At 54.1% G+C, this 26120-nt stretch carries 24 protein-coding genes and 1 pseudogene; 19 read left to right on the top strand and 6 right to left on the bottom strand.

Annotated features, from left to right (window positions below):
• Positions 1 to 103: 103 nt before the first annotated feature.
• The 6 genes from ELY33_RS10745 to ELY33_RS10720 all read left to right on the top strand — a co-directional run bounded on the left by ELY33_RS10745 (position 104) and on the right by ELY33_RS10720 (position 6187).
• On the top strand, positions 104 to 1114 hold the full coding sequence (locus ELY33_RS10745; protein ID WP_126947850.1) for an amino acid ABC transporter substrate-binding protein: 1011 nt from the start codon (positions 104 to 106) through the stop codon (positions 1112 to 1114).
• Between the two features lie 280 nt (positions 1115 to 1394).
• Positions 1395 to 2420 carry an amino acid ABC transporter substrate-binding protein gene (locus ELY33_RS10740; protein ID WP_126947848.1) on the top strand — a complete coding sequence of 342 codons (1026 nt, stop codon included), beginning with the start codon at positions 1395 to 1397 and terminating at the stop codon, positions 2418 to 2420.
• A 98-nt stretch (positions 2421 to 2518) separates the two neighbouring features.
• The gene (locus ELY33_RS10735; RefSeq protein WP_126947846.1) at positions 2519 to 3709 is read left to right on the top strand and encodes an amino acid ABC transporter permease; all 1191 of its coding nucleotides are present in this window, start codon (positions 2519 to 2521) and stop codon (positions 3707 to 3709) included.
• A gap of 21 nt (positions 3710 to 3730) precedes the next feature.
• Positions 3731 to 4831, top strand: coding sequence for an amino acid ABC transporter permease (locus tag ELY33_RS10730; RefSeq protein ID WP_126947844.1), 1101 nt, complete (start codon positions 3731 to 3733; stop codon positions 4829 to 4831).
• A 100-nt stretch (positions 4832 to 4931) separates the two neighbouring features.
• Entirely contained in the window at positions 4932 to 5660 is a 729-nt protein-coding gene (locus tag ELY33_RS10725) for an amino acid ABC transporter ATP-binding protein (RefSeq protein WP_126948080.1), read from the top strand.
• A 131-nt stretch (positions 5661 to 5791) separates the two neighbouring features.
• Positions 5792 to 6187, top strand: a complete 396-nt coding sequence (locus tag ELY33_RS10720; RefSeq protein ID WP_126947842.1) for a RidA family protein — start codon at positions 5792 to 5794, stop codon at positions 6185 to 6187.
• Here the strand turns inward: ELY33_RS10720 and ELY33_RS10715 are convergent.
• Positions 6184 to 6777, bottom strand: coding sequence for a histidine phosphatase family protein (locus tag ELY33_RS10715; RefSeq protein ID WP_126947840.1), 594 nt, complete (start codon positions 6775 to 6777; stop codon positions 6184 to 6186). The two genes, ELY33_RS10720 and ELY33_RS10715, sit on opposite strands and share 4 nt — an antisense overlap.
• Before the next feature lie 158 nt (positions 6778 to 6935).
• Between ELY33_RS10715 and phnD the strand changes: the two genes are divergently transcribed.
• From phnD to ELY33_RS10685, 6 genes are all read left to right on the top strand, one after another.
• The gene (phnD, locus tag ELY33_RS10710; protein WP_126947838.1) at positions 6936 to 7925 is read left to right on the top strand and encodes a phosphate/phosphite/phosphonate ABC transporter substrate-binding protein; all 990 of its coding nucleotides are present in this window, start codon (positions 6936 to 6938) and stop codon (positions 7923 to 7925) included.
• A gap of 57 nt (positions 7926 to 7982) precedes the next feature.
• A complete protein-coding gene (gene phnC, locus ELY33_RS10705; protein ID WP_126947836.1) occupies positions 7983 to 8789 on the top strand; it encodes a phosphonate ABC transporter ATP-binding protein in 807 nt (268 codons plus the stop codon).
• Positions 8776 to 9585 carry a phosphonate ABC transporter, permease protein PhnE gene (phnE, locus tag ELY33_RS10700; RefSeq protein ID WP_126947834.1) on the top strand — a complete coding sequence of 270 codons (810 nt, stop codon included), beginning with the start codon at positions 8776 to 8778 and terminating at the stop codon, positions 9583 to 9585. The genes phnC and phnE (ELY33_RS10700) overlap by 14 nt, the downstream gene beginning before the upstream one ends.
• Positions 9579 to 10388, top strand: coding sequence for a phosphonate ABC transporter, permease protein PhnE (gene phnE, locus ELY33_RS10695; RefSeq protein WP_038479462.1), 810 nt, complete (start codon positions 9579 to 9581; stop codon positions 10386 to 10388). Before phnE (ELY33_RS10700) ends, phnE (ELY33_RS10695) begins: the two co-directional genes overlap by 7 nt.
• Positions 10389 to 10543: 155 nt before the next feature.
• Entirely contained in the window at positions 10544 to 10975 is a 432-nt protein-coding gene (locus ELY33_RS10690; protein WP_126947832.1) for a host attachment protein, read from the top strand.
• A 341-nt stretch (positions 10976 to 11316) separates the two neighbouring features.
• Positions 11317 to 13434, top strand: coding sequence for a methyl-accepting chemotaxis protein (locus ELY33_RS10685; RefSeq protein WP_126947830.1), 2118 nt, complete (start codon positions 11317 to 11319; stop codon positions 13432 to 13434).
• 45 nt (positions 13435 to 13479) lie between these two features.
• Here ELY33_RS10685 and ELY33_RS10680 read toward each other — a convergent pair whose 3' ends face one another.
• Entirely contained in the window at positions 13480 to 14406 is a 927-nt protein-coding gene (locus ELY33_RS10680) for a LysR family transcriptional regulator (RefSeq protein WP_126947828.1), read from the bottom strand.
• Between the two features lie 201 nt (positions 14407 to 14607).
• Here ELY33_RS10680 and ELY33_RS10675 point away from each other — a divergent pair, with 201 nt between their 5' ends.
• Positions 14608 to 15384, top strand: coding sequence for a ferredoxin--NADP reductase (locus ELY33_RS10675; protein WP_126947826.1), 777 nt, complete (start codon positions 14608 to 14610; stop codon positions 15382 to 15384).
• Positions 15385 to 15516: 132 nt separating this feature from the next.
• On the opposite strand, the gene glnK is transcribed toward ELY33_RS10675, so the two are convergent.
• From glnK to ELY33_RS10660, 3 genes are all read right to left on the bottom strand, one after another.
• Entirely contained in the window at positions 15517 to 15855 is a 339-nt protein-coding gene (gene glnK, locus ELY33_RS10670; RefSeq protein ID WP_009098335.1) for a P-II family nitrogen regulator, read from the bottom strand.
• A gap of 203 nt (positions 15856 to 16058) precedes the next feature.
• Complete coding sequence (locus ELY33_RS10665; RefSeq protein ID WP_126947824.1) at positions 16059 to 17306, bottom strand: ammonium transporter; 1248 nt, start codon at positions 17304 to 17306, stop codon at positions 16059 to 16061.
• A gap of 60 nt (positions 17307 to 17366) precedes the next feature.
• Complete coding sequence (locus tag ELY33_RS10660; protein WP_007112359.1) at positions 17367 to 17705, bottom strand: P-II family nitrogen regulator; 339 nt, start codon at positions 17703 to 17705, stop codon at positions 17367 to 17369.
• Positions 17706 to 18053: 348 nt separating this feature from the next.
• Between ELY33_RS10660 and ELY33_RS10655 the strand changes: the two genes are divergently transcribed.
• Together ELY33_RS10655 and fhuF are read left to right on the top strand one after the other, a co-directional pair.
• Complete coding sequence (locus ELY33_RS10655) at positions 18054 to 18407, top strand: accessory factor UbiK family protein (protein ID WP_126947823.1); 354 nt, start codon at positions 18054 to 18056, stop codon at positions 18405 to 18407.
• A 147-nt stretch (positions 18408 to 18554) separates the two neighbouring features.
• A complete protein-coding gene (fhuF, locus tag ELY33_RS10650) occupies positions 18555 to 19268 on the top strand; it encodes a siderophore-iron reductase FhuF (RefSeq protein WP_126947821.1) in 714 nt (237 codons plus the stop codon).
• A gap of 78 nt (positions 19269 to 19346) precedes the next feature.
• On the opposite strand, the gene ELY33_RS10645 is transcribed toward fhuF, so the two are convergent.
• Positions 19347 to 21548, bottom strand: a complete 2202-nt coding sequence (locus ELY33_RS10645) for a TonB-dependent siderophore receptor (RefSeq protein ID WP_126947818.1) — start codon at positions 21546 to 21548, stop codon at positions 19347 to 19349.
• A gap of 189 nt (positions 21549 to 21737) precedes the next feature.
• Between ELY33_RS10645 and ELY33_RS10640 the strand changes: the two genes are divergently transcribed.
• The 4 genes and pseudogenes from ELY33_RS10640 to ELY33_RS10625 all read left to right on the top strand — a co-directional run.
• On the top strand, positions 21738 to 22505 hold the full coding sequence (locus ELY33_RS10640; RefSeq protein WP_126947816.1) for an ATP-binding cassette domain-containing protein: 768 nt from the start codon (positions 21738 to 21740) through the stop codon (positions 22503 to 22505).
• Positions 22505 to 23380 (top strand): ABC transporter substrate-binding protein, encoded by an 876-nt coding sequence (locus ELY33_RS10635; RefSeq protein ID WP_479694255.1) that lies wholly within the window; start codon positions 22505 to 22507, stop codon positions 23378 to 23380. The genes ELY33_RS10640 and ELY33_RS10635 overlap by 1 nt, the downstream gene beginning before the upstream one ends.
• Complete coding sequence (gene fhuB / locus ELY33_RS10630; RefSeq protein ID WP_126947814.1) at positions 23370 to 25358, top strand: Fe(3+)-hydroxamate ABC transporter permease FhuB; 1989 nt, start codon at positions 23370 to 23372, stop codon at positions 25356 to 25358. Before ELY33_RS10635 ends, fhuB begins: the two co-directional genes overlap by 11 nt.
• A gap of 80 nt (positions 25359 to 25438) precedes the next feature.
• Positions 25439 to 26086 (top strand): annotated as a pseudogene (locus ELY33_RS10625) (magnesium chelatase domain-containing protein); the annotation flags it as partial.
• Between the last annotated feature and the right edge of the window lie 34 nt (positions 26087 to 26120).

The following is a 26120-nucleotide window of genomic DNA, read 5'->3' as shown; positions in this document are numbered from 1 at the left end:
GCCAAGGCCGAGCATTGCTCGGCCTTTTTTATGTGCTTACGTTTCAAGTACTGGCGTTTTAAGTGCTGGCGTTGTTTTGCTCTTTCACGTTAAGGAATAACAAATGAAAACCGTTCGTTGGTTAGGAGTAGGAATTGGTATTTTAGTGCCTGCGATGGCCGTGGCCAGCACGCTAGAAACCGTTCAAGAACGCGATAGCCTGCGCTGTGGCGTTAACGCTGCCCAGCCAGGCTTTTCGTCATTAGATGATAATGACCAATACCGGGGCCTGGACACCGATGTATGCCGTGCCATTGCGGCTGCAGCCCTTGGCGACGCGACAAAAGTAGATTTCGTGCCACTCGACTCGGTAGAACGCTTCACCGCTCTGCAGTCTGGCGAAGTCGACGTCCTATCACGCACCACGACCTGGACATCAAGCCGTGACACAACGCTGGGAATGAATTTTACCGGCGTGAGTTACTACGACGGCCAAGCCTTTATGGTGGCCAGTGATTTAGGCATACAAAGTGCCAAAGAACTTGATGGCGCGGCAGTTTGCACCCAGTCCGGCACCACCAGCGAGCTTAACCTTTCTGATTACTTCCGCATCAATGGCATGACCTATGATGCGGTGGTATTTGATGCCCCAGAGCAGTCTATTGCAGGCTTTGAAGCAGGTCGTTGCGACGTTTTAAGCTCCGATGCTTCCCAGCTTTATGCCCAGCGGATGCAACTTGCTGATCCCGACATGGCGGTAGTGCTCCCTGAAATTATCTCAAAAGAACCACTTGGCCCCGCCGTTCGGCAAGGTGATGACCAGTGGTTCAACCTTGTTAAGTGGTCGCTGTTTGCCATGATCAATGCCGAAGAGCTGGGTATCACCCAAGCTAACGTGGATGAACAGCTTAATTCGGAAAACCCTGATGTCATGCGCCTGCTTGGCCAAGATGGTGACTTTGGCGAGCCCATGGGCATCAACACTGATTGGGCATACCAAATCATCAAGCAAGTGGGTAATTACGCCGATATTTTCGATAGCAACGTCGGTGCTAACTCTGACTTCAAGATCGCCAGAGGCTTAAACGCGCTGTGGAAAGATGGTGGCATTCAATACGCACCGCCTATTCGTTAACCTTATTCATCTCAAAACCTGTTCATCTTTCAAACCTATTGACTGGTAAAGCTTAACCGCACGATTTTAAGCTGACAGAACATTAGCGGCCGTGCACCAAAAAAGAGCAATCACTAGCCGCTAATGTTTCTTTTTGCACCAATACTTTCGTATAAATCGCGCATTTTGCGTTGAAAAGCGCTGAATATGTAGACATATCCTTTCTGGCATCTTCCTTGCTAGTTTTTACTGTCATGCATCTGCATGCATAACGACATTAAATCGAGTAAGGGGAACGACCATGATGAATAAGAAACACTTAGTACTGCTGGCTTCCGCGGGTGCTATCACGTTGGCCGGTGTCGCCACTGCTCAAGCTGATACGTTAGAAGATACACTGGAACGCGGTGCCGTACAGTGTGGCGTTAGCGACGGTCTGCCAGGTTTTTCCTCCCCAGACGATGAAGGTAACTGGCAAGGACTCGACGTTGACGTATGCCGTGCCGTGGCAGCTGCCGTTCTAGGTGACGCGGAGGCGGTGAACTACATTTCACTAAACGCTGTTGAGCGTTTCACTGCCCTACAATCTGGCGAAGTAGACGTACTATCGCGCAACACCACCTGGACCACTACCCGGGACACAACGCTGGGTCTCAACTTCACTGGCGTTAACTTCTACGACGGCCAAGGCTTCATGGTCTCCCGCGATTTAGGTATCTCCAGCGCATCTGAACTGGACGGTGCCGCTATTTGTATCCAGTCTGGCACCACGACCGAGCTGAACCTCGCGGACTACTTCCGTGCCAACGGCATGGAGTTTGACCCCATCGTTTTCGACACCTCTGAACAAACCGTCGGTGGCTTCCAGGCTGGCCGCTGTGACGTTCTGACCTCTGATACTTCCCAGCTAGCCGCACTGCGTATTCAGCTAGACGACCCGTCTAGCGCGATGATTTTGCCTGATGTTATCTCTAAAGAGCCGCTAGGCCCCGTGGTTCGTCAAGGCGACGACGTATGGTTAAACATTGTGAAGTGGTCGCTATTCGCCATGATTAACGGTGAAGAATATGGCGTTACCAGCGAAAATGCCGAAGAGATGCTCAACTCTGACAACCCTGATGTTGCCCGCCTGCTTGGCCAAGATGGCAACTACGGTGAAGGCATGGGTCTGGAAGCCGACTGGGCTTACAACATCCTGAGCCAAGTGGGTAACTATGGTGAAAGCTTTGAGCGCAACGTGGGCATGGGCTCTCCGCTTGAAATTGAACGTGGTGTTAACGCCCTGTGGAATCAAGGTGGCTTCCAGTACGCACCGCCGATTCGCTAAGCGTCTCGTTTGACCCCGGCCCGCCACCCTACTTAATTCTCTATTTCAAGGGTTGGCGGGCCGTTTGATTGATCGTCCGTATCCCGGAGACGCTTCCCATGTCCGCAAGTCCTAACACTCGCCCCGCTGGCCACAAGCCGCCGTTTTGGCGAGACCGCGCCAAACGTGCGCTTATCTTCCAGCTGCTGCTTGTCGCTGCTGTGGCCGCTTTTTTGCTCTACATTGTCGGTAATGTCCAAGACAACTTATCCTCACGTGGTATCACCACCGGGTTTGGTTTCTTAAGCAACACCGCAGGCTTTGGGATTGTGCAGAGTCTGATCGACTACTCCTCGCAAAGCACCTATGGCCGTACCTTTTTCGTTGGCTTACTAAACACGCTGCTGGTGGGTGGCCTAGGGGTATTGGCCGCGACCATCATCGGATTTACTGTTGGTATCGCCCGCCTTTCGCCTAACTGGCTATTGGCGCGACTAGCCACTGCGTACATCGAAACCTTCCGCAATATTCCACTGCTGCTGCAAATTTTCTTCTGGTACTTTGCCGTGCTTCGCACGTTGCCAAGCGCCCGAGAGAGCATGGCATTTGGTGAAGCGATTTTTCTTAACGTGCGCGGGCTGTATTTACCTCAGCCACTGTTTGAGTCTGGCTTTGGCTTAATTCCGGTTACTTTTCTCATTGCTATTATTGCCAGCATTGCGCTGGTTATCTGGAATAAGCGTCGCCATGAAGCCACAGGGAAACGCCTGCCGGCTTACTGGATTTCGTTTGTGGTGATTTTTGGCTTACCACTTTTAGTGCTGGTTGCCACCGGCGTGCCGGTTACCTGGGAGATGCCCGAACTGCGCGGCTTTAATTTCCGTGGCGGTATTACGGTGATTCCCGAGTTCCTTGCCCTCTGGCTTGCCCTGTCGATTTATACCGCCTCATTTATCGCTGAAATTGTCCGCTCAGGCATCCAGGCAATTTCCCACGGGCAAACGGAAGCCGCCCAGGCACTGAGCCTGCCTCGTAACCTGGTACTTCGTCTGGTGGTGATTCCTCAGGCGCTGCGCGTCATTATCCCGCCACTCACTAGCCAATACCTAAACTTGATCAAGAACTCGTCGCTGGCCACTGCCATCGGCTATCCCGACCTTGTCTCGGTGTTTGCAGGCACCACGCTGAACCAGACCGGCCAAGCCATAGAGGTCATAGCCATGACCATGGCGGTCTACTTAACCATCAGCCTGCTGGTGTCCATGTTTATGAACTGGTTCAACGCCCGAGTGGCACTGGTTGAACGCTAGGCCGACGGCGAGGATAACGACATGATCCATAATCAAACAATCATTAAAGAGCGGCCAGCCCCCAGCAGTTCTGTTGGGGCGGTTGCTTGGTTACGTGCCAATCTGTTCAACGGGCCGATCAATACCATTTTCACCTTGATCGGGCTCTACGTGCTTTATTTTCTGGTGGTACCCACCGTTCAATGGGCATTTCTGAATGCCGATTGGATAGGCACCACACGCGATGACTGCTCTCGGGAAGGGGCCTGCTGGGTCTTCATCAACGCACGCTTTACCCAGTTCATCTACGGCTTGTATCCCCGTGAAGAGATCTGGCGAGCCAACATTGTGTTTGCCGGTTTCTTTACGTTGATCGCATGGCTGGCAATTCCCCGCCTGCCCTTCAAGCGTTGGGTAGCGGTGTTTGCTTTAGTTGGCTTCCCTATCGTTGCCTATGTGCTGCTGCATGGCGGTTACTTCGATCTTCCCCGCGTATCGACACATCGCTGGGGCGGTTTGATGCTAACCCTACTACTGGCCACCGTCGGCATGGTTGGCGCACTGCCAATCGGGATCGTGCTGGCGTTGGGGCGGCGATCCGATATGCCCATCGTGAAAAGCTTCTGCGTGGTATTTATCGAGTTTTGGCGCGGTGTACCGCTGATCACCGTTCTGTTCATGGCCTCGGTAATGCTGCCACTTTTTCTACCTTCTGAAATGAATGTGGATCGCTTAGTGCGGGCGCTGATTGGCTTAACACTGTTTCAAAGCGCCTACATGGCAGAGGTTATCCGTGGTGGGCTGCAGGCCATCCCGAAGGGCCAAGAAGAGGCTGCCGCAGCGCTAGGCATGACCTACTGGAAACGCATGGGACTGATTGTGCTCCCCCAGGCGCTAAAGATGATGATTCCCGGCATTGTGAATACCTTCATTTCGCTGTTTAAAGACACCACCCTGGTCATGATCATCGGACTATTTGACCTATTGGGGATCGTGCAAGCAGCGCTGGCCGACTCCCGCTGGCTGGGCTTCTCACTGGAGGGCTATGTCTTTGCCGCCTTCATGTTCTGGATCTTTTGTTTCAGCATGTCGCGCTACAGCCAGTATTTAGAGCGCAAGCTGCACACCGGCCATAAGCGCTAACGCCGCTTTTATTAACGATTTTCAGCAGGATAACGACATGACTCAAGCAGCCACCAACATCTCTGACACCAGTACTTCTGACACCAGTACTTCTGACCTGATGGTTGAAATGCGCGGCGTTAACAAATGGTACGGCGATTTCCACGTGCTGCGCGATATCGACCTGGAAGTAAAGCGCGGCGAGCGTATCGTTGTTTGCGGGCCGTCAGGCTCGGGCAAATCAACCTTGATTCGCTGTATCAACCATCTAGAAGAGCATCAGCAAGGCGACATCGTGGTGGGCGGCGTACCGCTTACTCAAGATGTTAAGCGTATCGAACAGATACGCCGCAGCGTGGGCATGGTGTTCCAGCACTTCAACCTCTTCCCTCACTTAACGGTGCTAGAAAACTGCTGTGTCGCACCGATGTGGGTGCAAAAAAAGTCGCGCCGCGAAGCGGAAGAAATGGCCATGCAATACTTAGAGCGGGTACGCATTGCCGAGCAAGCACTTAAGTACCCAGGCCAACTTTCCGGCGGCCAGCAGCAGCGGGTAGCCATCGCCCGCTCTCTGTGCATGCACCCTGATGTGATGTTGTTCGACGAACCCACGTCCGCACTCGATCCGGAAATGATCAAAGAAGTACTGGACGTCATGGTTGAGCTAGCCAATGAAGGCATGACCATGCTATGCGTAACCCACGAAATGGGCTTTGCCAAAACCGTCGCCGACCGGGTGATTTTTATGGACCAGGGGCAGATTATCGAAGAAAACGCCCCCGAGCCCTTCTTCAATAACCCGCAGTCAGAACGTACCCAGCTCTTCTTAAGCCAGATTCTGGGGCACTAAGTAAAACGCTTGGTAAGGACAATGGGCCTCATCGTAGGCCCATTTTTCTATTGAGCTTATAGCCAGCGACACTGACTCATCAACGCTGACTCATCAACGCCGACTCATCGAAACAAGAGAGACAACTGATAATGGAAAAGCTATTTATCGACCGCGCCCCACAGCCAATTGCGCCTTTTTCGCATGCTTGCCGAGTGGGCGATTTAGTGTTTATTACCGGCCAGATGCCCACTGTACCCGAAACCAACGAAATGCTGCTGGGCACGTTTACCGAACAAACCCACCGAGTGATGCAAAACTTGGCAATTGTGTTGGAAGAGGTAGGCAGCAGTTTTGAATACGTGGTTCAGTCCCGAGTGTTTATTACCAACATGGGCCACTTTGACGAAGTGAACGGCGTCTACGCCAGCTACTTCGAGCAGCCGCTGCCAACCCGCACGTGTATTGGCGTCACCGGCCTAGCCGGTGGTGCCGACGTAGAAGTGGATATGATTGCCTGGATTCCTCCCGCGCAAGAAGCCGACTAACTCCCCAGCAAGGTAATACTGGCAGGCTGCAGGGAAGGCTGCTCACGGTGTTGCGTCAGCGGTTCATTGGCGAGCGCTGTGAGCAGAATTTGTAACGGGTCGCCATGACTCACCACTAGCACCGTCTCGCCGTCACAGCGTCGCTCTAGCCCCTCGATCACTGCGCACATACGCTTGGCGACGCGACTTACCGCCTCCACCTGATGTTGTTGATGGTCAGCATCTTGGGCGTCTAACGCCCATACATCGGGGTAGTAACGATCCGTTTGACCATCGAGCTCACCAAAGTAACGCTCACGAAGTCGTTCCTCTTTCTCCAACGTTAAGCCAAAGGCATTAGCGACTCGTTCAGCGGTTTGTGTGGTGCGCAGAAAGTCCGAGTGCACCACTTTCGTGGGAGTCGGCCACCGCCACTGATCAACAACCGTTGATAACTGCGCTTCACCCAGGGGTGACAAGCCAAAGCCGCAAAGCCCGCGCCCAGGCGAACTAATAATTAACCCTTGTTCGTTCGCTTGGCTGTGGCCATGGCGCATCAAGAGATAGCGATTTCGCCAAGGGTAAAAAGAGGTAGTAAAAGTGTTTGACATATCTTTGTAATAAATCCTAGATTGAAAGAGATCATTTTCGAAAAATAAACATCTAGCGCTACAAATGTCCACTTACGAAATGCACGCCAAGCAAAAGAAAGAGACTAAACTCGTTAGTGGATAGCACACACAAAAATAACGCACATAAGAGGCTAACTATGGAAACACCACGTTTCTGCAAGCGCCCGCTTGCTATGCTTGCGGCTGCATCACTGCTCCCCTTCGTACTACTCTCTACCCATGCCTTCGCAGAATGCGAACGCGGCGACCTTGACACTATTTTCTGTGACGAAAATGGCGACATGGTCGCCGACCGGCCAAGCGATGAATCCGAGTGGGCCAACCCAGACACGCTTATTTTTGCTTACACACCCGTAGAAGATCCTGCCATTTATTCGGATATCTGGCAGCCCTTTATTGATCACTTATCTAACGTTACCGAACGCGATGTGCGCTTCTTTGCGGTTCAATCTAACGCTGCACAAGTCGAAGCTATGCGTAGCGGGCGCTTACACATTGCAGGCTTCTCAACCGGCCCTACCCCTTTTGCCGTTAACTTGGCTGGTGCAGTACCTTTCGCACTAATGGGGTCAGACGATGGCCAGTTCGGCTACACCCTGCAGCTATTTACCCACGTCGATTCAGACATCGAGCGCCTGGAAGATCTCAAAGGCAAGCGTGTTGCCCACACCTCACCAACGTCCAATTCCGGTAACCTAGCGCCGCGCGCCTTACTGCCAGAGCTTGGCATTACCCCCGAAGAAGATTATGACGTGGTGTACTCAGGCAGCCACGACCAATCCATGCTGGGTGTGGTGGCGCGTGACTACGATGCCGCTCCGGTGGCTTCTGAAGTGGTAGAGCGTATGGCAGCACGCAGCCTTTACGATGAAGAAGATGTGCGACTGATCTACGAATCTGACCGATTCCCAACTACCTCCTATAACTACGCCCATAACTTGCACCCGGATCTCGTGGAAAAAATCGAAGAAGCCTTCTTTACGTTCGATTTCATCGGCACTGAGTTGGGTGGAGAATTTGAAGGTGTCGAGAAGTTTATTCCGATAAATTACAAAGACAACTGGCAAGTGATTCGTACCATCCAAGCGGCTAATAACGTGAGCTACACGCCGGAAAACCTGGAGTAACAGCGATTGCGCCGCCTCAGGCGGCGCAATTATTCGCCTTTCGACGGAAGCCATCACATGCTGGAAATTACGAATCTGGTCAAGCGTTATGGCCACAATGAGGCAGTACTGAAAGGCCTCGATCTGAAGGTAGAGGACAACAGCGTTGTTTCTATCGTCGGCGCGTCCGGTGCGGGTAAAAGCACCATGCTCCGCTGCATCAATCGTTTGGTCGAACCCACATCGGGCTCTATCAAACTCAATGGCGCCGAGCTGGTTAATGTGAAAGGCGCTGAGTTACGCCGTGCCCGGCGCAAAATTGGCATGGTGTTCCAAGGCTTTAATTTACTTGACCGGCTCACCGTTATGGAGAACGTACTCGCTGGGCGGCTTGGCTACGTTAATCTCTACCAAGCCATCTCGCGTCGCTTCCCCCAAGCCGATATAGAGCGTGCGTTTACCCTCATGGAGCGCGTTGGCATTGCGCATTACGCCAATAAGCGTGCCGATGAGCTTTCCGGCGGTGAGCGTCAGCGCGTCGGGGTAGTGCGCGCATTAATGCAAGAACCTGAGCTATTGCTGGCCGACGAGCCTACGGCGTCGTTAGACCCGCGCACGTCCGAGCAGATTATGATACTTCTGCAGAGCCTTGCCAGTGAACTGTCGCTACCGGTATTGATCAACATTCACAACGTTGCTCAAGCAAAAACCTACACGGAGCGCATTGTCGGTTTACGCCACGGTAAAATGATTTTTGATGGGCTTCCTGCGGACTTTAACAAAGACGCCCTTGATGCCATTTATGGGGGTATTGAAGCGCCTGACGATGCCATTACCGAGCAGCCCGGTGCCCAGGCAGAGGAGCCACGACATGACCCCGTCTGACTCCCCTTCTTCTCCGCGCACCTGGAAAAAGCCGCCCTTTATTGCTAATCCCGTCATTCGCTATGGCATCTTCATTGTCGCGGCGGTTTATTTGGTGTGGGCTTTCGGTTCTTTACCGTTTAACTGGGCGCGCATTTCGGAGGGCCTACCCCGGGCGGCGCGCATCTTCAGCGGAGGTTTTCCACCCAGCTTAGAACGTTACGAGCTGCTGATAACAGGCTTTAAAGAAAGCTTCCAAATTGCCATTCTCGCCACCTTACTGGGCGTTTTCTTATCGATTCCTTTTGCGGTGATGGCCGCGCGTAACATTGCGCCAATCCCCATTTACGTGATTGGGCGCGCCGTCATTATTATCTCGCGCAGCTTTCACCCCGTTATTGTGGCCATCTTATTCGTGGCGGCCGTTGGGTTTGGCCCATTGGCAGGTATTTTAACGCTGACCCTCTACTCCATCGGTTTTGTTGGAAAGTTGCTAGCCGAAGAGATCGAAGAAATAGATTGGGGGCAAGTAGAAGCGATGCGCGCAGCGGGGGCAGGCTACATAGCCACGCTCTATTACGCCGTCTTCCCACAAATACTGCCCCGCCAGGTGGGCTTGTCTATGTACCAGCTGGATAGCAATCTACGCGCTTCTGCCGTGGTGGGGATCGTCGGCGCAGGCGGTATCGGTGGCACGCTAATGAACGCCTTTGGCCGCTACGATTATGACTTCGCCTTTGCGATCCTGCTGGTCATTATTGCGGTTATTTTGCTCAGTGAAGGCATCAGCGGCTGGGTGAGGAAAAAAATATGGTAGATCACGCACAGCAACTCGCCGACCGCGTTTGGCACCGCTACGACCGTAAAGAACGGCTTATACGCTACGCAGTGCTGCTGGGCACGTTAATGCTGGTGTTTTGGGCAGTACGCGATATTGATATTTTCTGGCCTTGGGTATGGGACGCCCCCAATCAAATGTCGAATTTGGGTGCCCGTATGTGGCCCCCCAGCGCTGCCGGGCTAAGCAATATTTTGAACGCGCTGCTCGAAACCGTGCATATTGCAACGCTCGCCACGTTTCTGACTATTTTTCTCGCCTTGCCAGTGGCCTATATCGCCGCACAGAACACCACGCCTAATCGTGCGTGCCTGTGGTTGGGGCGCTTTATTCTGGTCTCCAGCCGCTCGGTGAATACGATTATATGGGCGCTATTATTCGTGGCCATTTTTGGCCCCGGCGTATTAGCAGGGATTCTAGCCATTGTGTTTCGGTCGATAGGCTTTATCGGCAAGCTAATGGGTGAAGCCATTGAAGAAATCGACCGCCGACCGGTCGAAGCGATGGAAGCGACCGGTGCTTCCAAGGCAAAAGTGGTTGCCTACGCCATTGTGCCCCAGGTAATGCCAGCCTTTTTTGCGATCGTGATTTTGCGCTGGGATATCAACATTCGTGAATCGACGGTGTTGGGGCTCGTTGGCGCAGGCGGCATTGGCGTGATTCTTCAGGGCGCTATCGACACGTTTGCTTGGCCGACGGTCGCGACCATTCTGATCGCGATTATCATCTTAGTACTGATTGGTGAAGCCATTACTAGCCTGCTACGCAGCAAAGTCCTTTAAGTTTCGCACAGCGCTTTAACTTTCACACAGTACTTTAGCTTTCACACAGTACTTTAGCTCTCGCAAAGAGACTCTAACGCTTCGCAAGTGTTTGACCAAACGGCAAACGCTTGCCATGGTTAGAGGGTAATTAACGACAAGGAGGACGTACGACGATGACCACCTATATCGTGGTAGCTGACGCCGCCCGCGCACGTATCTTTACCCGCGATGCGTTGAATCTCATTGAGCATGATAGCCTTGTACATGCAGCAGGTAGGCTGCACGAAGGAGATTTAATCACCGACCGCCGCGGGGCTGATGTTCATGAGTCCTCGTCCACGTCATCGCGCTCCTCTGGAGAAGAGGGCGCTGCCTCACAGCATGAAAACGAATTGTTCGCCAAAGAAGTCGCCAAACGCTTATATGGCGCACGGGTCGATAACAGCATGGAAAAGCTCATTATGGTCGCGCCGCCTAAATTCCTTGGCTTACTGCGCGAAAAACTCGATAACACCACCCTCAAGCTGGTCATTCACACGCTTTCAAAAGATTTGAGTAAAGCGTCGCTTGCCGATATTCAAAACGCTGTTAGTGATTTACGCTAACGTTCTCAACGTTACCTTCTCTTTTCCACCAAGCATGCTTTTCTAATAAGCAACATATTCTACTGAGCGTAATATTCTACTAAAGAAGTGGTCGTTCTTGCCGATAGTCGTCTGACCCCTGACGATTTAGAGAGCGACCATGTTTTCCTCCCTTCGCGCACGAATCTTACTTACTGCCTTAACGACCCTTATTTTGGCCTTAATTATTAATGGCACCTCTCTGATACACAACGCGGGGACTATCCGTAGTTTTAAGTTGCCCTACACCGCCATACCTGCTTTGCAAGTCTCCTATCAAGCACCTGGCAGCCAACGCTATCCTTTCGCCTAGGGATTACATTATGCACTTTCGCTCGTTACGCTCTTTTGTTGTGGCGCTAGCAGGCCCTTGCCTGTTAGCTATTGTGGCCGCCATGGTGGTGTATAACCTGATCGCCGCCGCTCACACCCAACAAACCGTGGATGACCACACCAGTGAGCTCATGGAAAGCGCGCTAGATGCTCGCTTAAACGCTATTGCCGATGCAGAAGGCCAGCGCATTCAGCGCGAGTTGGACAAAGCGATGACCTTAGCGTCACAACTGGCGTCTACCAACGCCTTGATGGGCACAGAAGACGAAGAAGGATTTCGCGCGTTACACCTAAGCCGTCGGCAGCTATCCAACCTAGTCCGCCAAACCGTTGCCGACAATCCCGATCTATTGGATGCCTATATTGGCTGGGAGCCCAATGCCTTTGGAGATGACGCCCGCTACGCGGGTGACGAGCGCTACGGCCATGACGACAGTGGCCGCTTTATGCCCTGGTGGTACCGTGCGGATGATGGCGAGCTGGCGCTACTACCGCTCGGTGAGGACATGGAAAGCGAAACGCCCCTAGCAAGCGGCGTGCGCGAGGGTGAGTATTACCTGTGCCCGCGCGAAACCTTGTCCCCCTGTATTATCGACCCGGCAGCGTACGACTTCGGCGGCGAAAGCCAGATAGTCACCTCGTTTAATGCACCAATAGTGGTGGATGGCGAATTTCGCGGGGTAGCAGGCGTTGATCTGGCGCTTAACTTTATCCAAACTTTATTAAGCGATGCTAACCAGATGCTTTATAACGGCGCAGGCCGGATGACGCTGGTGGCAGGACGCGGCGGTTTGGTGGCCGACACGGCTGGCGAAGAAGCCCTTGGGATGCCCGCCAGCGATTCGCTAAGTGACACGCTATTGGCAGGCATTGAACAAGCGGCAACGCAGGGCAGTCTCCATAGCAGCATGGCTGACGGTATGCTCCAGCGCTATCAACCCATTGCCCTGGGCAATCATGGTCAGCCCTGGGTGCTGGTACTTCAGCTCCCTGAGTCTGTGGTACTGGCTGAACTGAATGCGTTGCAAGACGTGCTTAGTAACCAGCGCCAACAAAACACGCTAGGCATGACACTGATGGGCTTACTGCTGGCTGCCATTGGTGTCGGCGCACTGTGGTGGATTGGTGGGCGAATCGCACGTCCTCTTAAACGCTTGGCCAGCCGTATGGAAGAGATCGCGACAGGGCATGGCGACCTCACCCAACGCTTGCCGGTTCATGGCCGCGATGAAAGTGCCGCCGTAGCAGAACAATTCAATGCCTTCGCGGAGAAGATCCAAATCATCTTGCTGGATGTACGGCGCAGCAGCGAAGCAGTCAACCATGCGGCCAACGAGATTACCCAAGGAGGGCACGATCTTTCACGGCGTACCGAGCAGGCTGCCGCCAGCCTGCAACAAACCTCGTCGGCCATGGAAGAGATCAGCAGCACCGTGGAACACACCACCCACGCCTCTCAGGAAGCCAGCGGACTTTCCCAAACCGCCTCTGAGCTAGCGTCTCGCACTGACAGTGCGTTTGAGCAAGTGGTCGCCACGATGATGGATATTCGCAGCAATTCTGATGAAATTCAGACCATTGTCAGCGTTATTGATGGTATCGCCTTCCAAACCAACCTGCTCGCGCTAAATGCATCCGTAGAAGCTGCACGTGCGGGCGAACATGGCCGAGGTTTTGCCGTTGTGGCCGATGAAGTACGTAAACTCGCCTCGCGCAGCAGCGACGCCGCCAAAGATATTCGCCAACGTATCAATGCCTCGGCAGGTAAGGTGGAAAGTGGCACCCAAATGGTGCGTGATGCCGAAGCGGCCATGCATGAACTCGCTCAAAGCGTGACGCGAGTCACCCAAATGCTGGGCGATATCAGCACGGCGGCAAGAGAGCAAAACGACGGTATCAGTCAGGTAAGCATTGCCGTCACCGACCTAGATCAGATGACCCAACAAAATGCAGCCCTGGTGCAAGAGTCCACCACCGCCGCCGAACAGCTTAAAGATCAGGCGGACCGGCTTGATGCACTGGTGGGTGGCTTCACGCTTGAAACACATGACGGCCGCCACACACAGAGCCAGCACACACTGCCTGCGCCAGCGCTGGCACAGCACTAAGTGGTGGGTAGTTGTGGAAACACAAGGGGCTACAACGCTAAGCCGCTAGGGAATCGGCGGCAGCGGAATATCATCACTGCGCTTGGCGCCCGCCGTCATCTCTCGGCACAGTCGTAGGAACTCTCGCACCCCCGTAGTGAGGTACTTGTGGCGGTGCCAAATGAAAGTGAACTGACGTTTTAAATCTAATTCCGGTGTTGGCAGTGGCACTAAACTGCCACGCCGGAAAGCATCACGCAGTGCTAACCTGGAAATGCAGCCAATGCCCAAGCCCGACTCCACCGCCCGCTTGATGCCTTCGGTATGTTCAAGCTCCAGCAGGGTATTAAACCGACTACGCCGATGTCGCGCAGCGTGCTCAAGCGTCATACGAGTGCCGGAGCCCTCTTCGCGCATAATCCAGTCTTCACGTAACAGCTGTTCCAACTCAAGATGCTCGCGACCCGCCAATGGGTGGCGCGGCGAGCAGAATACGCATAGCTCGTCTTCTACCCAAGGCTGGCTAATAATCATATCGTCGTCACACAGACCTTCAATCAGCCCTAAATCAAGCGAGTGCTGGCGCACACTCTCAATAATATGACGCGTATTACGCACCGCAAGGCGCACCCGACTACCAGGGTAGCGTTGCATAAAATCGCTAATCAATAAGGTCGCTAAATAGTTGCCAATAGTTAGCGTTGCGCCCACATCCAACGCGCCCACGCCCGGCTGGCCCCGCAACAGCTCTTCTACCTCTTCCGCCCTGTCTAACAAGGCAACTGCCTTAGGCAGCAGCTGAAAGCCCAGCGCATTAAGCTTCAACCGCTTTCCCATGCGATCGAGAAGCTGACAGTCAAATTGACGTTCAAGCTCTGCTAACGACGTGCTGGTCGCAGATTGGGACATAGCGAGGGCACGCGCCGCCTGGGAAACACTTTCATGCTGAGCGACTGCCACAAAGACTTCTAACTGACGCAGGGTGTAATGCATAGCAACGGCCTATCTTGTTTCGGCAACCTATTTTGTTTCGGCAACCTATCTATTTTTTAGATAAGCGTTATCAGTATAATTTACTTAACAGATAACACTCTCTTTATTTAGAATTAGCGGTAACATATTTACCCATTTTTTATGCTTTTTTAGAATATGGCAGACACGGCTTAGGCCACTCTGCCCACCAGAGGAGTTAGCATGAGCAAGTTTGCCCTAGAAGAAGTCCTCAGCGTTCACCACTGGAACGACACGCTGTTCAGCTTTCGCACCACTCGCGAACGCAGCTTACGTTTCAAAAATGGCCAATTTGTGATGATCGGTCTGGAAGTAAACGGCAAACCGTTGATGCGTGCTTACTCAATTGCCAGCCCCAACTACGAAGACCATCTGGAATTTTTCAGCATTAAAGTTCCCGATGGCCCGCTCACCTCGCGCTTACAGCACCTTCAGGTCGGTGACCAAATTATGGTCAGCCGCAAGCCAACGGGCACGTTGGTATGCGATGACCTGCTACCAGGCCGTAACCTTTACATGCTTTCCACCGGCACAGGCCTGGCGCCGTTTATGAGCCTGATCCAAGACCCTGAGGTGTACGAGCGGTTTGAAAAAATCGTGCTGGTGCATGGCGTGCGCGAGGTGTCCGAACTGGCCTACGCCGACTTCATCACCAAAGAACTGCCTGCTCATGAATACCTAGGTGAAGAAATTGCTGAGAAACTAGTGTACTACCCCACAGTCACCCGTGAAGAGTTCCACACCATGGGTCGCCTGACTGACCATATTCGCAGCGGCAAGCTGTTCGAAGATACCGGTCTTCCAACGATTGATCCGCGCCAAGACCGTGCGATGATCTGCGGCAGCCCCGCCATGCTCGACGACACTAGCGCGCTGCTAGATGAACTGGGCCTGAATATTTCCCCCCGGATGGGCGAGCCGGGCGATTACGTGATTGAGCGCGCTTTTGTTGAAAAGTAACGCGTCAACGGTAAAGAATCGCAAGTAGCAAGTTAAAAAGCGGTCGCCAACGAACAACGATAACAAAGCCCCGCTAAACCGTCGGTTTAGCGGGGCTTTTGGTAACTTTAAGCCGCTGTGCGCCTGTCGCGATTAAACCGCGTCTTTACCAGTTTCACCGGTACGAATACGGATCACCTGTTCTAGCGGCATCACAAAAATTTTGCCGTCGCCGATTTTGCCCGTATTGGCAACCTGAGTGATGGCATCGATGACCTGTTCTGCCATGTCGTCATCTACCGCGACTTCCAGTTTTACTTTGGGCAGAAAATCTACCACGTATTCTGCACCCCGATATAGCTCTGTGTGGCCTTTCTGACGGCCAAAGCCCTTCACTTCCGTTACCGTAATGCCCTGCACGCCGATATCAGAGAGTGATTCGCGTACGTCATCAAGCTTAAACGGCTTAATAATGGCTGAGATCAATTTCATTGCGACATCCTCTAGCTTGGTGGCCTATTGTCGAAGGTTGGCGGACCACTGCTGTTAGCCAAGCCCGTTAGCGTTAAGCATACACCGCTACCGGCAGAGAATAAAAAATCAACGCTAATGGATAGTGAGAATGCACTAAACCAAAAAGGCCTCCCGGTTAGGGAGGCCAAAAGAGCACGCCAACTCATTTCATTAACGCAAGCTTATTTCTTAACGCTAAATTCCGGGTAGGCTTCAAGACCGCACTCAGCGATGTCGACACCTTCATACTCCTCTTCTTCGCTAACGCGGACACCCATGATAGCTTTTATTATCAGCCATACCACCAGGCTCGCCAGGAATACCCAGCCAAAGATACCCACAATACCGATTAACTGTGCGCCGAAAGAAGCATCGCCATTAGTCAGCGGCACCGCCAGCACGCCCCAGATACCCACAACACCGTGTACCGAAATCGCACCGACCGGGTCATCAAGCTTGAGTTTATCTAGCGAAATGATAGCGAATACAACGATCAAACCACCCACCGCACCAATCACCGCAGCACCTAGCGCTGAAGGTGATAGCGGATCGGCAGTAATCGCGACAAGACCCGCCAGCGCACCGTTAAGCGCCATAGTAAGGTCCGCTTTACGGAACCACAGCTTGGCAAGAATCAGTGCGGCAAGCACGCCACCAGCAGCCGCCGCATTGGTGTTAACAAATACCTGAGCAACATTGTTGGCAGAACTGATATCGGACATCTTCAGCTCAGACCCCCCGTTGAAACCGAACCAGCCCATCCACAAGATGAAGGTACCCAACGTGGCCAGCGGCATATTGGCGCCAGGAATCGCATGAATAGAGCCATCTTTACCGTACTTACCCCTACGTGGACCCAGTACCAATACACCGGCTAAGGCAGCAGCAGCACCCGCCATGTGCACAATGCCGGAACCCGCGTAGTCGGAATAACCAACCTCAGACAACCAGCCGCCGCCCCAGGTCCAGTAGCCAGATACCGGATAGATAAAGGCCGTCATCACCACCGCGAAGGCCAGGAACGCCCATAGTTTCATACGCTCAGCAACCGCACCCGACACAATCGACATGGCGGTGGCAACAAACACTACTTGGAAGAAAAAGTCAGAGCGCATTGAATAGTAAGGCGCATCATCACCACCGGCGGTCACTGCATCTACGCTGTTTTCAGCGCCGATCAAGAAACCAAGGTTGGGTAAGAAGCCACCCGCGCTGCTGGAATACATAATGTAGTAGCCCACCAGCAAATACATGGTGCAAGCGATCGCAAACAGCGCGATATTTTTGGTCAAAATTTCGGCGGTGTTTTTCGAACGTACCAAGCCGGCCTCAAGCATTGAGAAGCCAGCGGCCATCCACATTACGAGCACGCCGCAAATCAAGAAGTAAAACGTATCGAGCGCATAGCTCAAATCAGCTAACTCATTCATGAGGTGTTCCCCGTTGTATTATGAGAAGTTATACGTAAAAAGCAGCCCGGAAAGCATTACTTACACGGCGTCAGCGCCGCGCTCACCGGTACGAATACGGATCACATCTTCTAATGGCGTCACAAACACCTTGCCATCGCCGATCTTGCCGCTGTTAGCGGCGCTGCAAATAGCATCAAGAACGCTTTCCAGACGCGCATCGTCGACAGCAACTTCTACTTTTACTTTGGGTAGAAAATCGACAACATACTCTGCGCCACGGTACAACTCGGTATGCCCCTTTTGACGACCAAAGCCTTTAACTTCAGTTACCGTGATGCCCTGAACGCCGTTGTCGGCGAGCGCTTCACGAACGTCGTCAAGCTTGAATGGCTTGATGATAGCGGTGATGAGTTTCATCCCGGATCTCCCCTGCTGGATTAGGTAGCGGCAGTGCCGCCCGGATTAACTACTTACTCCGGGTAATGCGCATACCGTGCCACCCAACTTTTTTTTCTTATAAGTCAGCAGTTTGTTTCATAAAATTTAAGATTATTCGATGACAAAGAAGGCTTAGCAGAACTCACTATTGTCCGCTTGCACCATAAATGAACATCAATAAAAGCGATGTGCTTTATTTTGATGCAGCCCGTCGTTACAGCAATGCCAGACGCTAATTTGCAAACGAAACATGCGTAACGACGACGGGTTGCGTATCCTTGTTAATAAGCAGTGCACATTTATGCGTGGTCATTTAAGGAGAGAGCGATGATGCCTCAAGATCGCATTAGCCGTTTAGCCCAGCAAATTGGGGATCGTTTACAGAACGCGTCCCAAGCCCCGGAAGATATTCAGAAAGGCGTGCAGCAGGTAGTACGCGGTGCCTTTGATAGGCTGGAACTGGTGTCACGGGAAGACTTTGATATTTTGATGGATGTACTACAACGCACGCGTTCCCGCGTTGAAGCACTGGAGCGCCAAGTGGCCAGCCTTGAAGCAGCAGTGGAAGCCTCTATGGCAAACACCACCACGCCGCTTGAAGCCGAGGTGCCCCCTACTCCTGAGCACACCGACGCCACAACCCCCAGCCAGCCAAAGAAGCCAAACACCACTGAAGAGTGAGCGTTAGCCCTTCTCCCAGGCGGCAGGTCATTGATATGCTTGCCGCCGCCCCTTAGTACAAATAATAATCACAATCATTGACAACTGCGTTTCTCCTGCTACTGTAACGAACGGCAAATCTTTGCCTAGGTTACTCAAGGACCGCAGATGTCGGCACTACAGCGGCTCTATCAAGACGCCCTCAGCGCGTTTATCGCCCCCTCTTACGGGCCACTCCCCGCAGAACCGCTACTGCCAGGCGAAGCGCTGTCGGACGCCTCACAGCTACGCCAACACGTGCTGCATTTTGGTGCGGCTGATTTAAAAAGCGACGACCTAAAAGCCAGCGCCTCGCTGTGGTCGCGGTGGCATTTCAGCGCCGTGGTTGCACCAGCGCTGGCCGCTCACCTTCTGCTAAGCCGCCAGCTTCCTTTAGCACTCAACCAAGTGGCTTTGCATCTTTCTGATAACAGCCGAACCGAGCGCCTTCACTTGGCCCACGAAGGCAATGCGCAACAAACAAGCGATCCTTTTTCAGCCTTTTCTCCACTGATAGACGCACACCTTGCACCGGTAATTGAAACGCTAGCGGCGATCTCCGGCGTAGCCCCACGGGTGTTTTGGAGTAACGCTGGCACCTATTTTGATTACTTCACCCACTTGCTCTCCGCTCATCCCAGCGCCGAGCCGCAGCGTGTGAATGAAGCCCATACAATTTTGACAAAACGCCTACGCCCAGATGGACAACTTAACCATCTTTATCAACCAGTTAACGAGGGCGTCGATGGAAAACGCCAACGGCGCCTCTGCTGCCTATGCTATCGCGTTCCGACGCTTAGCTATTGCGATAACTGCCCGATTGCTTGCAAGCGTCGAAGCTAAAAACCGAAACTAAAAAGTCGAAACTAAAAAAGCCCGCGCAGTGCACGGGCTTGAAGGTAACGATACAACCACTTGGATTTAATAACGCCACGTGATATTTGCCATCACATGACGCGGTGCGCCATAAAAGCTTTGATCCCACTTGAGGCTGGTGTGGTATTTCTCATCAGTAACATTATTAATGTTTAGCGAGCCGGTTAACTGGTCGCTAAAGTCGTAGCTAGCCATTAAATCGACCAGCGCATAGGCATCTTGGCGCGTCTCACCTTCGGCTAAGTTCTGCTCACGTTCAATCGCATCCTGCCAACGTAGCCGAGCGCCCACTTTAAGCTGATCCATTGTTGCCGGGCGGTAACTGGTGGAAGCCCTCACCATGTTGCGTGGAATATAGGTGTTGGCTGCGTTGCCGTCGGCATCTTCCACGTCAAGGTAGGTATAGCCGACGCTTGCTTGCCAGCCGGGGGCTAGCTCACCGGCGAGCGTCGCTTCAAAGCCTTCGCTGGTGATGCCATCACCGCCAATATAAACGGATGTGCCATCAGGAAGCGTTCCATCTAGCTGAGCCACGTTATCTTGTTCGATACGGAATACGGCGAGCGACGCATCGGCACTGCCATTGAACATGTCCGCTTTAATGCCGACTTCTTGAGCTTTGCCATCAATAGGATCGAGATACTGACCGCTGCGGTCCATTTCGGTTTGCGGGGAGAAAATCTCGGTATAGCTGGCGTAGAGCGATGCGTTATCGGTCACATCATAAATCAGCCCCAGGTAAGGCGTGATAACCCCATTCGATTCGGTCGCTTGAGAGGCACCGTACTGCTCTCCCGTTGTATCAAACCAGCTTACTCGGGTACCGGCAACGCCCGTCCAGCGGTCGGCGAGATCCAGCTGGGCAGCTCCATAAATACTGCGCTCTTTAATGGTCGCATCGCCAACCGTTGTAGGGTAAGTCACCCAACTGGTGGGTTCAGGATAACGACCATCCCACTCATCAAGCCAAGGCAGTGATGTCGCGGCTGGCGAAGTGGGATAACGCGACTCCTGCTGATTGCGACTCTGACTCCAGTCGATACCCGCCATTAGCTGATGCGTGCGTCCAAAAGCCTCCATATTGCCCTTGGCATGCAGATCAGCTACCCACTGTTCCAGATGGCGCTCGTACTGGCTTAAGGTCAACTGGCTACTGTCGATTTGCCCGCTTGCTGCATCCGGCGCGCCATAAATATAGAACAGCTGCGTATCAGAGAGCATATCCAGATGCGTCACGGTACCTTTCAGCGACCACGTATCGGTGAGCTGCTGAGTGAGTTCGACAAAGCTGCGATGGGTTTCGACGTCCCAGTAAGACCATTCAGGCGCTGAGGACGTACTGCGTGCATAGTTGGTCGGGTTGCCCGCTGAATCGTAGCTAGGCAGTGACCCCCACATATTGCCGTCGGTATTGTTCTGCTGCCAGGTATGCCCCACGGTCAGTTGAGTGCTATCCGTCACATCGGCTTCTACCACGCCATAGAGCAGCCCTCGCTCTCGGCTGAGGCGATCCAGGTACGAGTCACTCTGCATTCCCGACGCAACAAGCCGCCCACGAATACGACCGGCATCATCCAGCGGCCCAGAAACATCCACGTCCAAACGACGATGATCCCATGACCCCAGCGTGCCCGAGATAGAGGCTTGCGGCATAGCGGTGGGGCGCTTGCGCACAAAATTAACCGTCGCGGCCGGGTTGCCTGAGCCAGACATCAACCCAGTGGCACCGCGCACCACTTCGATGCGGTCGTAAATCGCGGTGTCCATATCCCCATGAACATTGTTATAGGGCATCGGCACACGCAGGCCGTCAACTTGAAAGTTAGAGACCTCAAAGCCACGCGCAGAATAGTAAGTACGATCGGTTTCCAAGCGCTCCACCGTCACACCGGGAACGCTTTCGAGCGCATCGTTGATGGTATCTAGCTGAAAGTCATCTATCTGGGCACGCGTTACCGTCGACACGGACTGGGGCGTTTCACGGGGCGTCAGATCAAGGCGAGTGGCGGTGCTGGTAAGGGGCGTACGGTAGCTTTCTGTGCCCTCAGTAACGACCGAAAGGGCTTCAGCCTGAACGGTCACCGTGTCTAACGCGGCGGTGCTCTCTTGGGCTAACAATGGCGAAGCACCGAAGGCAAAGAAACCGGCCGCAGACATCCACAGGGCATGCTGAATAGCGCTAACCAGCGGTTTACGGGGTGTTACATTAGGGGCTGATGGGGAAGCTTTGAGCAAAGGGTCAAGCATGAGACTTAGGCCTCTATCGGTATCGTTATATGATGTTTCTCCAGAAGCAAATGGTAATCACTATCATAATCACCTGCAACGATAATAATTCACAAATAATAATGAGTTTGATAAATATTTTTATTCGTCTAGAATCTTCCCCCGCTGATGTATCTATCTATCGCTGAGTCCCCGGGCAGGAGAGGCACCATGTTTGAAGTGAACGCGGCTGGCTTTCAGGTTGCCGACAAAGTACTGCTACACGCCACCACCACGACCTTCCTCCCTGGCCAAGTATGCGGTTTGATTGGCCACAACGGCTCGGGGAAATCCACATTACTAAAATTGCTGGCGCGCCAACGGCATGCCTCTCAAGGCGATATTTGTTTTGCCAAACGGCCTATTAGCGACTGGGGGCAACGTGAATTCGCCCGCCAGGTAGCGTATCTCCCTCAGCACCTGCCCCCAACCGAGCACTTAACCGGCCGTGAACTGGTCGCTATGGGGCGCTACCCATGGCACGGGTTGTTAGGCCGACACACCGCTAAAGACCGCGAGGCCGTCGAACGGGCGCTGGCACTCACGCACACCGAGGCACTGGCTGACCGGCTGGTGGATACGCTCTCCGGAGGTGAGCGGCAGCGCATTTGGCTCGCCATGCTACTCGCCCAGGGCAGCCAATTTTTGCTACTCGATGAGCCGCTCGCCGCGCTTGATATTGCCCATCAGGTCGACGTGCTAGCCCTTATCCAGCGGCTATCCTACGAGCTTGATTTAGGCGTCATCATCGTGTTGCACGATATTAATATGGCCGCCCGCTACTGCGACCGACTGGTCGCACTGCATAGCGGACGCCTCCTGGCCGATGACACCCCCGCACAATTAATGCAGCGCGAGACCTTACACGCTATTTACGGCCTCGATATGCGTATCGTGCCTCACCCCACATCTGAACATCCCATTGCCGTGGTGGCTTGATGCGCACGCTAGAGCCACGTCACTTCGCGGTTTTATTAATGGGTTGGGTTCTTACACTCGTCAGCCCCCTTGGCAATGCCGCATCGCCCCAGTGGGTAACGTTGGATTGGACGCTCGCAGAAACGTTGATTGCGCTGGAGGCGCCGTTAAGCGGCGTGGCACAAATCGATGCCTACCATGCCTGGGTCGGTGAACCGCGTATCCCAGAAACAGTCGTCGACTTGGGGTTGCGCACCCAACCCAACCTAGAGCTACTCGCCGACTTAGCGCCTGATGCCATTTTTATCTCTCCCATGTTCAGCAATTTGACCGCGCGACTATCACGCATAGCTCCCGTTGAGCCGCTGCCGCTTTACCAGACAGACAGCGATACATGGCAAGAGATGCAGGAGCTAACACGAAAGCTTGGTGAGCGGGTTGACCGCGAGAGGCAAGCCGAAACGCTGATTGCGGCAACAAAGGCGCTCTTTGACCGTCTGAAAGACCGCACTCCGACCACAGCCCCTCTCTTGATGGTGCAATTTATGGATGAGCGTCACGTACGAGTATTTGGCAAAAATGGTCTCTATCATGCTGTTTTAGAGCAGTTGGGTATTGCCAATGCTTGGCAAGCTCCCACCAACGCCTGGGGCTTTTCTCTGGCCGGCATCGACGCCTTAGCCGCCTACCCGGACGCCCAACTGGTGGTGATCGAGCCACTTCCCATTGGCGTCGAGGCAGCGCTTGCCAACAGCGGCCTGTGGCAGCACTTACCCAGCGTTCGCGAGGGGCGAGTGATCACCTTACCGCCGGTATGGAGTTTTGGTGCGCTGCCTTCCGCACAGCGCTTTGCACGCACGCTGGTGTCCGCACTGGAGGCACCGCATGACGACTAACGTGCTGACGTTTAACGTCCGCTATCACCCCAGGGTTTTGACGCTGCTGTTAGCCGCGCTTACAACGTTTCTCACCCTTTCCGCACTCTCCCCTGTTCCGCTTGGCGAGGCGGTTCGCCAGCTTTGGACGCTAGACGCGCCGTTAACGCCAACGCTTGCGGTGATTCACTTTAGCTTCTGGCCAAGGCTTGCAATGGCCCTGCTGGCAGGCGCTGGCCTCGGGTTAGCCGGGGTATTGATGCAGCAGGTGCTGCGCAACCCGCTGGCCTCACCGACAACGCTTGGGGTAGCCAGCGGCGCCAACCTCGGTTTAATGATGGCCACGCTATTCGCCCCTGGGCTGTTGGACTGGGGGCGTGAATGGGTGGCCCTTGCTGGCGGTGCCGCTGCCATGGGTGGCGTGTTTCTCCTCGCTTGGCGCAGCGAACTCTCTCCCCCCGTCGTGGTGTTAGCGGGGCTGGTGATGAACCTCTACGCTGGCGCGCTGGGTATGGTGCTGCTGCTGTTTCACCAAGAAGCGCTTAAGGGACTTTTGATATGGGGAGCCGGGTCGCTTGCGCAAAATGGCTGGAATGACCTTAATTTCTTATGGCCTCGCTTACTGCTCGGAATCTTTGCGGCTCTATTACTGCTGCGACCGCTGCAGCTACTCACGCTAGATGATGCTTCAGCGCGCAGTCTTGGCGCTTCACTTAAAGTGCTTCGCGTTGGTGGGCTGGGTGTGGCGGTTTTTATTACTGCCTGCGTGGTGAGCGTGGTGGGTATCATCGGATTTATAGGCTTAGCCGCCCCAAACTTGGCCCGATTAGCGGGCGCCCGGCGCCTAGGCGAACGTGTCGTGTACGCGATGCTGTTAGGCGCCTTGCTCTTAGCGAGCACAGACTTAGCCTTGCAACAGATTCCCAACATGCTGCCGACGTTAATCCCCACGGGGGCAGCCACGGCAGCGCTGGGAGCGCCGCTGTTGCTGTGGTTAATTACGCGGTTATCACTGACTACCCCTAGCGCTTCGCAGGGTTTACCGGTGCACGCCGCTCCCCACTTAGGTCGGCGTAGCGGCATTCTCATGGGGCTAACGCTACTCAGCGTATTGATTGCGCTGCTGTTAGGCCAAGGAGCGAATGGCTGGTTTTGGGTCGATTCTGGCAGCGTTGACGTGCTTCAATGGCGCTGGCCACGCCTTTTGGCCGCCGCGAGCAGCGGTGTGTTGCTCGCTCTCGCCGGTACGCTTTTGCAGCGCGTGACCTCCAACCCGATGGCAAGCCCCGAGGTGCTGGGTGTTAGCGGTGGCAGTGCCATCGCACTGATCGTCGCCATCTACACCGTATCCTCACCGAGTCCCGTCATGCTGTTAGGCGTTGGTACACTCGGCGCACTGGTCACGCTCGGGGTTTTAATCCTGTTTAACTACCGCAGTGGGTTTACCCCTGTCCGTCTGCTGCTCACCGGCGTAGCCATCACCGCGCTTTTTGATGCCGTTCGCGCGTACATCCTTGCCGGTGGTGATCCCCGCGGCCAGCAGGTACTCGCTTGGCTTTCCGGCTCGACATATTATGCCACACCGACAGGCGCCATCAGTATCGCCATGATCGCAGCTATCGGTATCGCGTCTACCTTGCTCTTTTGCCGCTGGCTGGCGGTTCTTCCGCTTGGCGACGAGACGTCGACCGCCATCGGCTTGCCCCTGCGCCGCGCCCGTCTCTCGCTACTCGCACTGGTGGGGTTACTCACCGCTAGTGCCACGCTGGTTGTCGGCCCACTGACGTTTGTGGGGCTACTCGCGCCGCACCTTGCCAAAATGCTAGGGTTTCAACATGCCCGCGCGCATTTATTAAGCGCCGCGTTAATCGGGGCGCTCATCATGACAAGTGCTGACTGGCTTGGACGTCAGTGGCTATTTCCACAAGAAATCCCCGCAGGGCTGATCGCTTCACTGATCGGTGGTGCTTACTTTATGTGGCGGCTCGCGCGCATTTAAGGTGTCACTCTACCCAGCGTTGCCTAAATACGCTAAGTTGGCTGGATAATTGGAGTTAGCAAACTTAGCGAGGGAGCGCGATGACATTAGCCATTGTGGCCACACGTGCAGGCGTTGGCTTAGAGGCACCGGCGGTTCACGTAGAGGTTCATTTAGCCAACGGGTTACCGGGGCTTACGCTGGTGGGGCTGCCGGAAACCGCTGTCAAAGAGAGCCGCGAGCGGGTGCGTAGCGCGCTCATCAATGCAGGGTTTGACTTTCCCAACACCAAACGAATTACCCTCAACCTTGCTCCCGCCGACCTACCCAAAGAGGGCGGTCGTTTTGATTTACCGATTGCGCTCGGCATTCTCGCCGCCTCCGGCCAGATTCCCGTGGATGCGCTAGAGGGCATGGAGTGCGCCGGTGAGCTGGCGCTAGATGGCAAACTACGCGCCGTGCCCGGCGTGCTCCCCTTTGCATTAGCTACACGGCGTGCCAATAAGGCGCTGATTATTCCTCGCGCCTGCGCCGATGAAGCGGCGCTGGCAGGCGATTTACCGGTGTTACCCGCCGACACCCTGTGGCAGGTCGTCGCTCATTTGCTGGGGCAAGAGAAAATACCGCCTCATCAACTGTCTGCCTCGGTGAGATCCACAGCACCCGTTGCCGATTTAGCTGATGTGCGCGGCCAGCAGCAGGCTCGCCGCGCGCTGGAAGTGGCGGCCGCAGGTGGCCATAATTTGCTGCTATTATAGCCGTTTAAACCCCATGAGAAATTGA

Source organism: Vreelandella andesensis (assembly GCF_003989795.1).
Lineage (GTDB): Bacteria > Pseudomonadota > Gammaproteobacteria > Pseudomonadales > Halomonadaceae > Vreelandella > Vreelandella andesensis.
The sequence above is the reverse complement of the archived record's forward strand: the minus strand, read 5'-3'. Positions and strand labels throughout refer to the sequence as shown.

Bases quoted from the DNA above. Each gene is read 5' to 3' on its own strand.
- ELY33_RS10745 (WP_126947850.1), top strand. From the start codon at position 104: ATGAAAACCGTTCGTTGGTTAGGAGTAGGAATTGGTATTTTAGTGCCT.
- ELY33_RS10740 (WP_126947848.1), top strand. From the start codon at position 1,395: ATGATGAATAAGAAACACTTAGTACTGCTGGCTTCCGCGGGTGCTATC.
- ELY33_RS10735 (WP_126947846.1), top strand. From the start codon at position 2,519: ATGTCCGCAAGTCCTAACACTCGCCCCGCTGGCCACAAGCCGCCGTTT.
- ELY33_RS10730 (WP_126947844.1), top strand. From the start codon at position 3,731: ATGATCCATAATCAAACAATCATTAAAGAGCGGCCAGCCCCCAGCAGT.
- ELY33_RS10725 (WP_126948080.1), top strand. From the start codon at position 4,932: ATGGTTGAAATGCGCGGCGTTAACAAATGGTACGGCGATTTCCACGTG.
- ELY33_RS10720 (WP_126947842.1), top strand. From the start codon at position 5,792: ATGGAAAAGCTATTTATCGACCGCGCCCCACAGCCAATTGCGCCTTTT.
- ELY33_RS10715 (WP_126947840.1), bottom strand. From the start codon at position 6,777: ATGTCAAACACTTTTACTACCTCTTTTTACCCTTGGCGAAATCGCTAT.
- phnD (WP_126947838.1), top strand. From the start codon at position 6,936: ATGGAAACACCACGTTTCTGCAAGCGCCCGCTTGCTATGCTTGCGGCT.
- phnC (WP_126947836.1), top strand. From the start codon at position 7,983: ATGCTGGAAATTACGAATCTGGTCAAGCGTTATGGCCACAATGAGGCA.
- phnE (WP_126947834.1), top strand. From the start codon at position 8,776: ATGACCCCGTCTGACTCCCCTTCTTCTCCGCGCACCTGGAAAAAGCCG.
- phnE (WP_038479462.1), top strand. From the start codon at position 9,579: ATGGTAGATCACGCACAGCAACTCGCCGACCGCGTTTGGCACCGCTAC.
- ELY33_RS10690 (WP_126947832.1), top strand. From the start codon at position 10,544: ATGACCACCTATATCGTGGTAGCTGACGCCGCCCGCGCACGTATCTTT.
- ELY33_RS10685 (WP_126947830.1), top strand. From the start codon at position 11,317: ATGCACTTTCGCTCGTTACGCTCTTTTGTTGTGGCGCTAGCAGGCCCT.
- ELY33_RS10680 (WP_126947828.1), bottom strand. From the start codon at position 14,406: ATGCATTACACCCTGCGTCAGTTAGAAGTCTTTGTGGCAGTCGCTCAG.
- ELY33_RS10675 (WP_126947826.1), top strand. From the start codon at position 14,608: ATGAGCAAGTTTGCCCTAGAAGAAGTCCTCAGCGTTCACCACTGGAAC.
- glnK (WP_009098335.1), bottom strand. From the start codon at position 15,855: ATGAAATTGATCTCAGCCATTATTAAGCCGTTTAAGCTTGATGACGTA.
- ELY33_RS10665 (WP_126947824.1), bottom strand. From the start codon at position 17,306: ATGAATGAGTTAGCTGATTTGAGCTATGCGCTCGATACGTTTTACTTC.
- ELY33_RS10660 (WP_007112359.1), bottom strand. From the start codon at position 17,705: ATGAAACTCATCACCGCTATCATCAAGCCATTCAAGCTTGACGACGTT.
- ELY33_RS10655 (WP_126947823.1), top strand. From the start codon at position 18,054: ATGATGCCTCAAGATCGCATTAGCCGTTTAGCCCAGCAAATTGGGGAT.
- fhuF (WP_126947821.1), top strand. From the start codon at position 18,555: ATGTCGGCACTACAGCGGCTCTATCAAGACGCCCTCAGCGCGTTTATC.
- ELY33_RS10645 (WP_126947818.1), bottom strand. From the start codon at position 21,548: ATGCTTGACCCTTTGCTCAAAGCTTCCCCATCAGCCCCTAATGTAACA.
- ELY33_RS10640 (WP_126947816.1), top strand. From the start codon at position 21,738: ATGTTTGAAGTGAACGCGGCTGGCTTTCAGGTTGCCGACAAAGTACTG.
- ELY33_RS10635 (WP_479694255.1), top strand. From the start codon at position 22,505: ATGCGCACGCTAGAGCCACGTCACTTCGCGGTTTTATTAATGGGTTGG.
- fhuB (WP_126947814.1), top strand. From the start codon at position 23,370: ATGACGACTAACGTGCTGACGTTTAACGTCCGCTATCACCCCAGGGTT.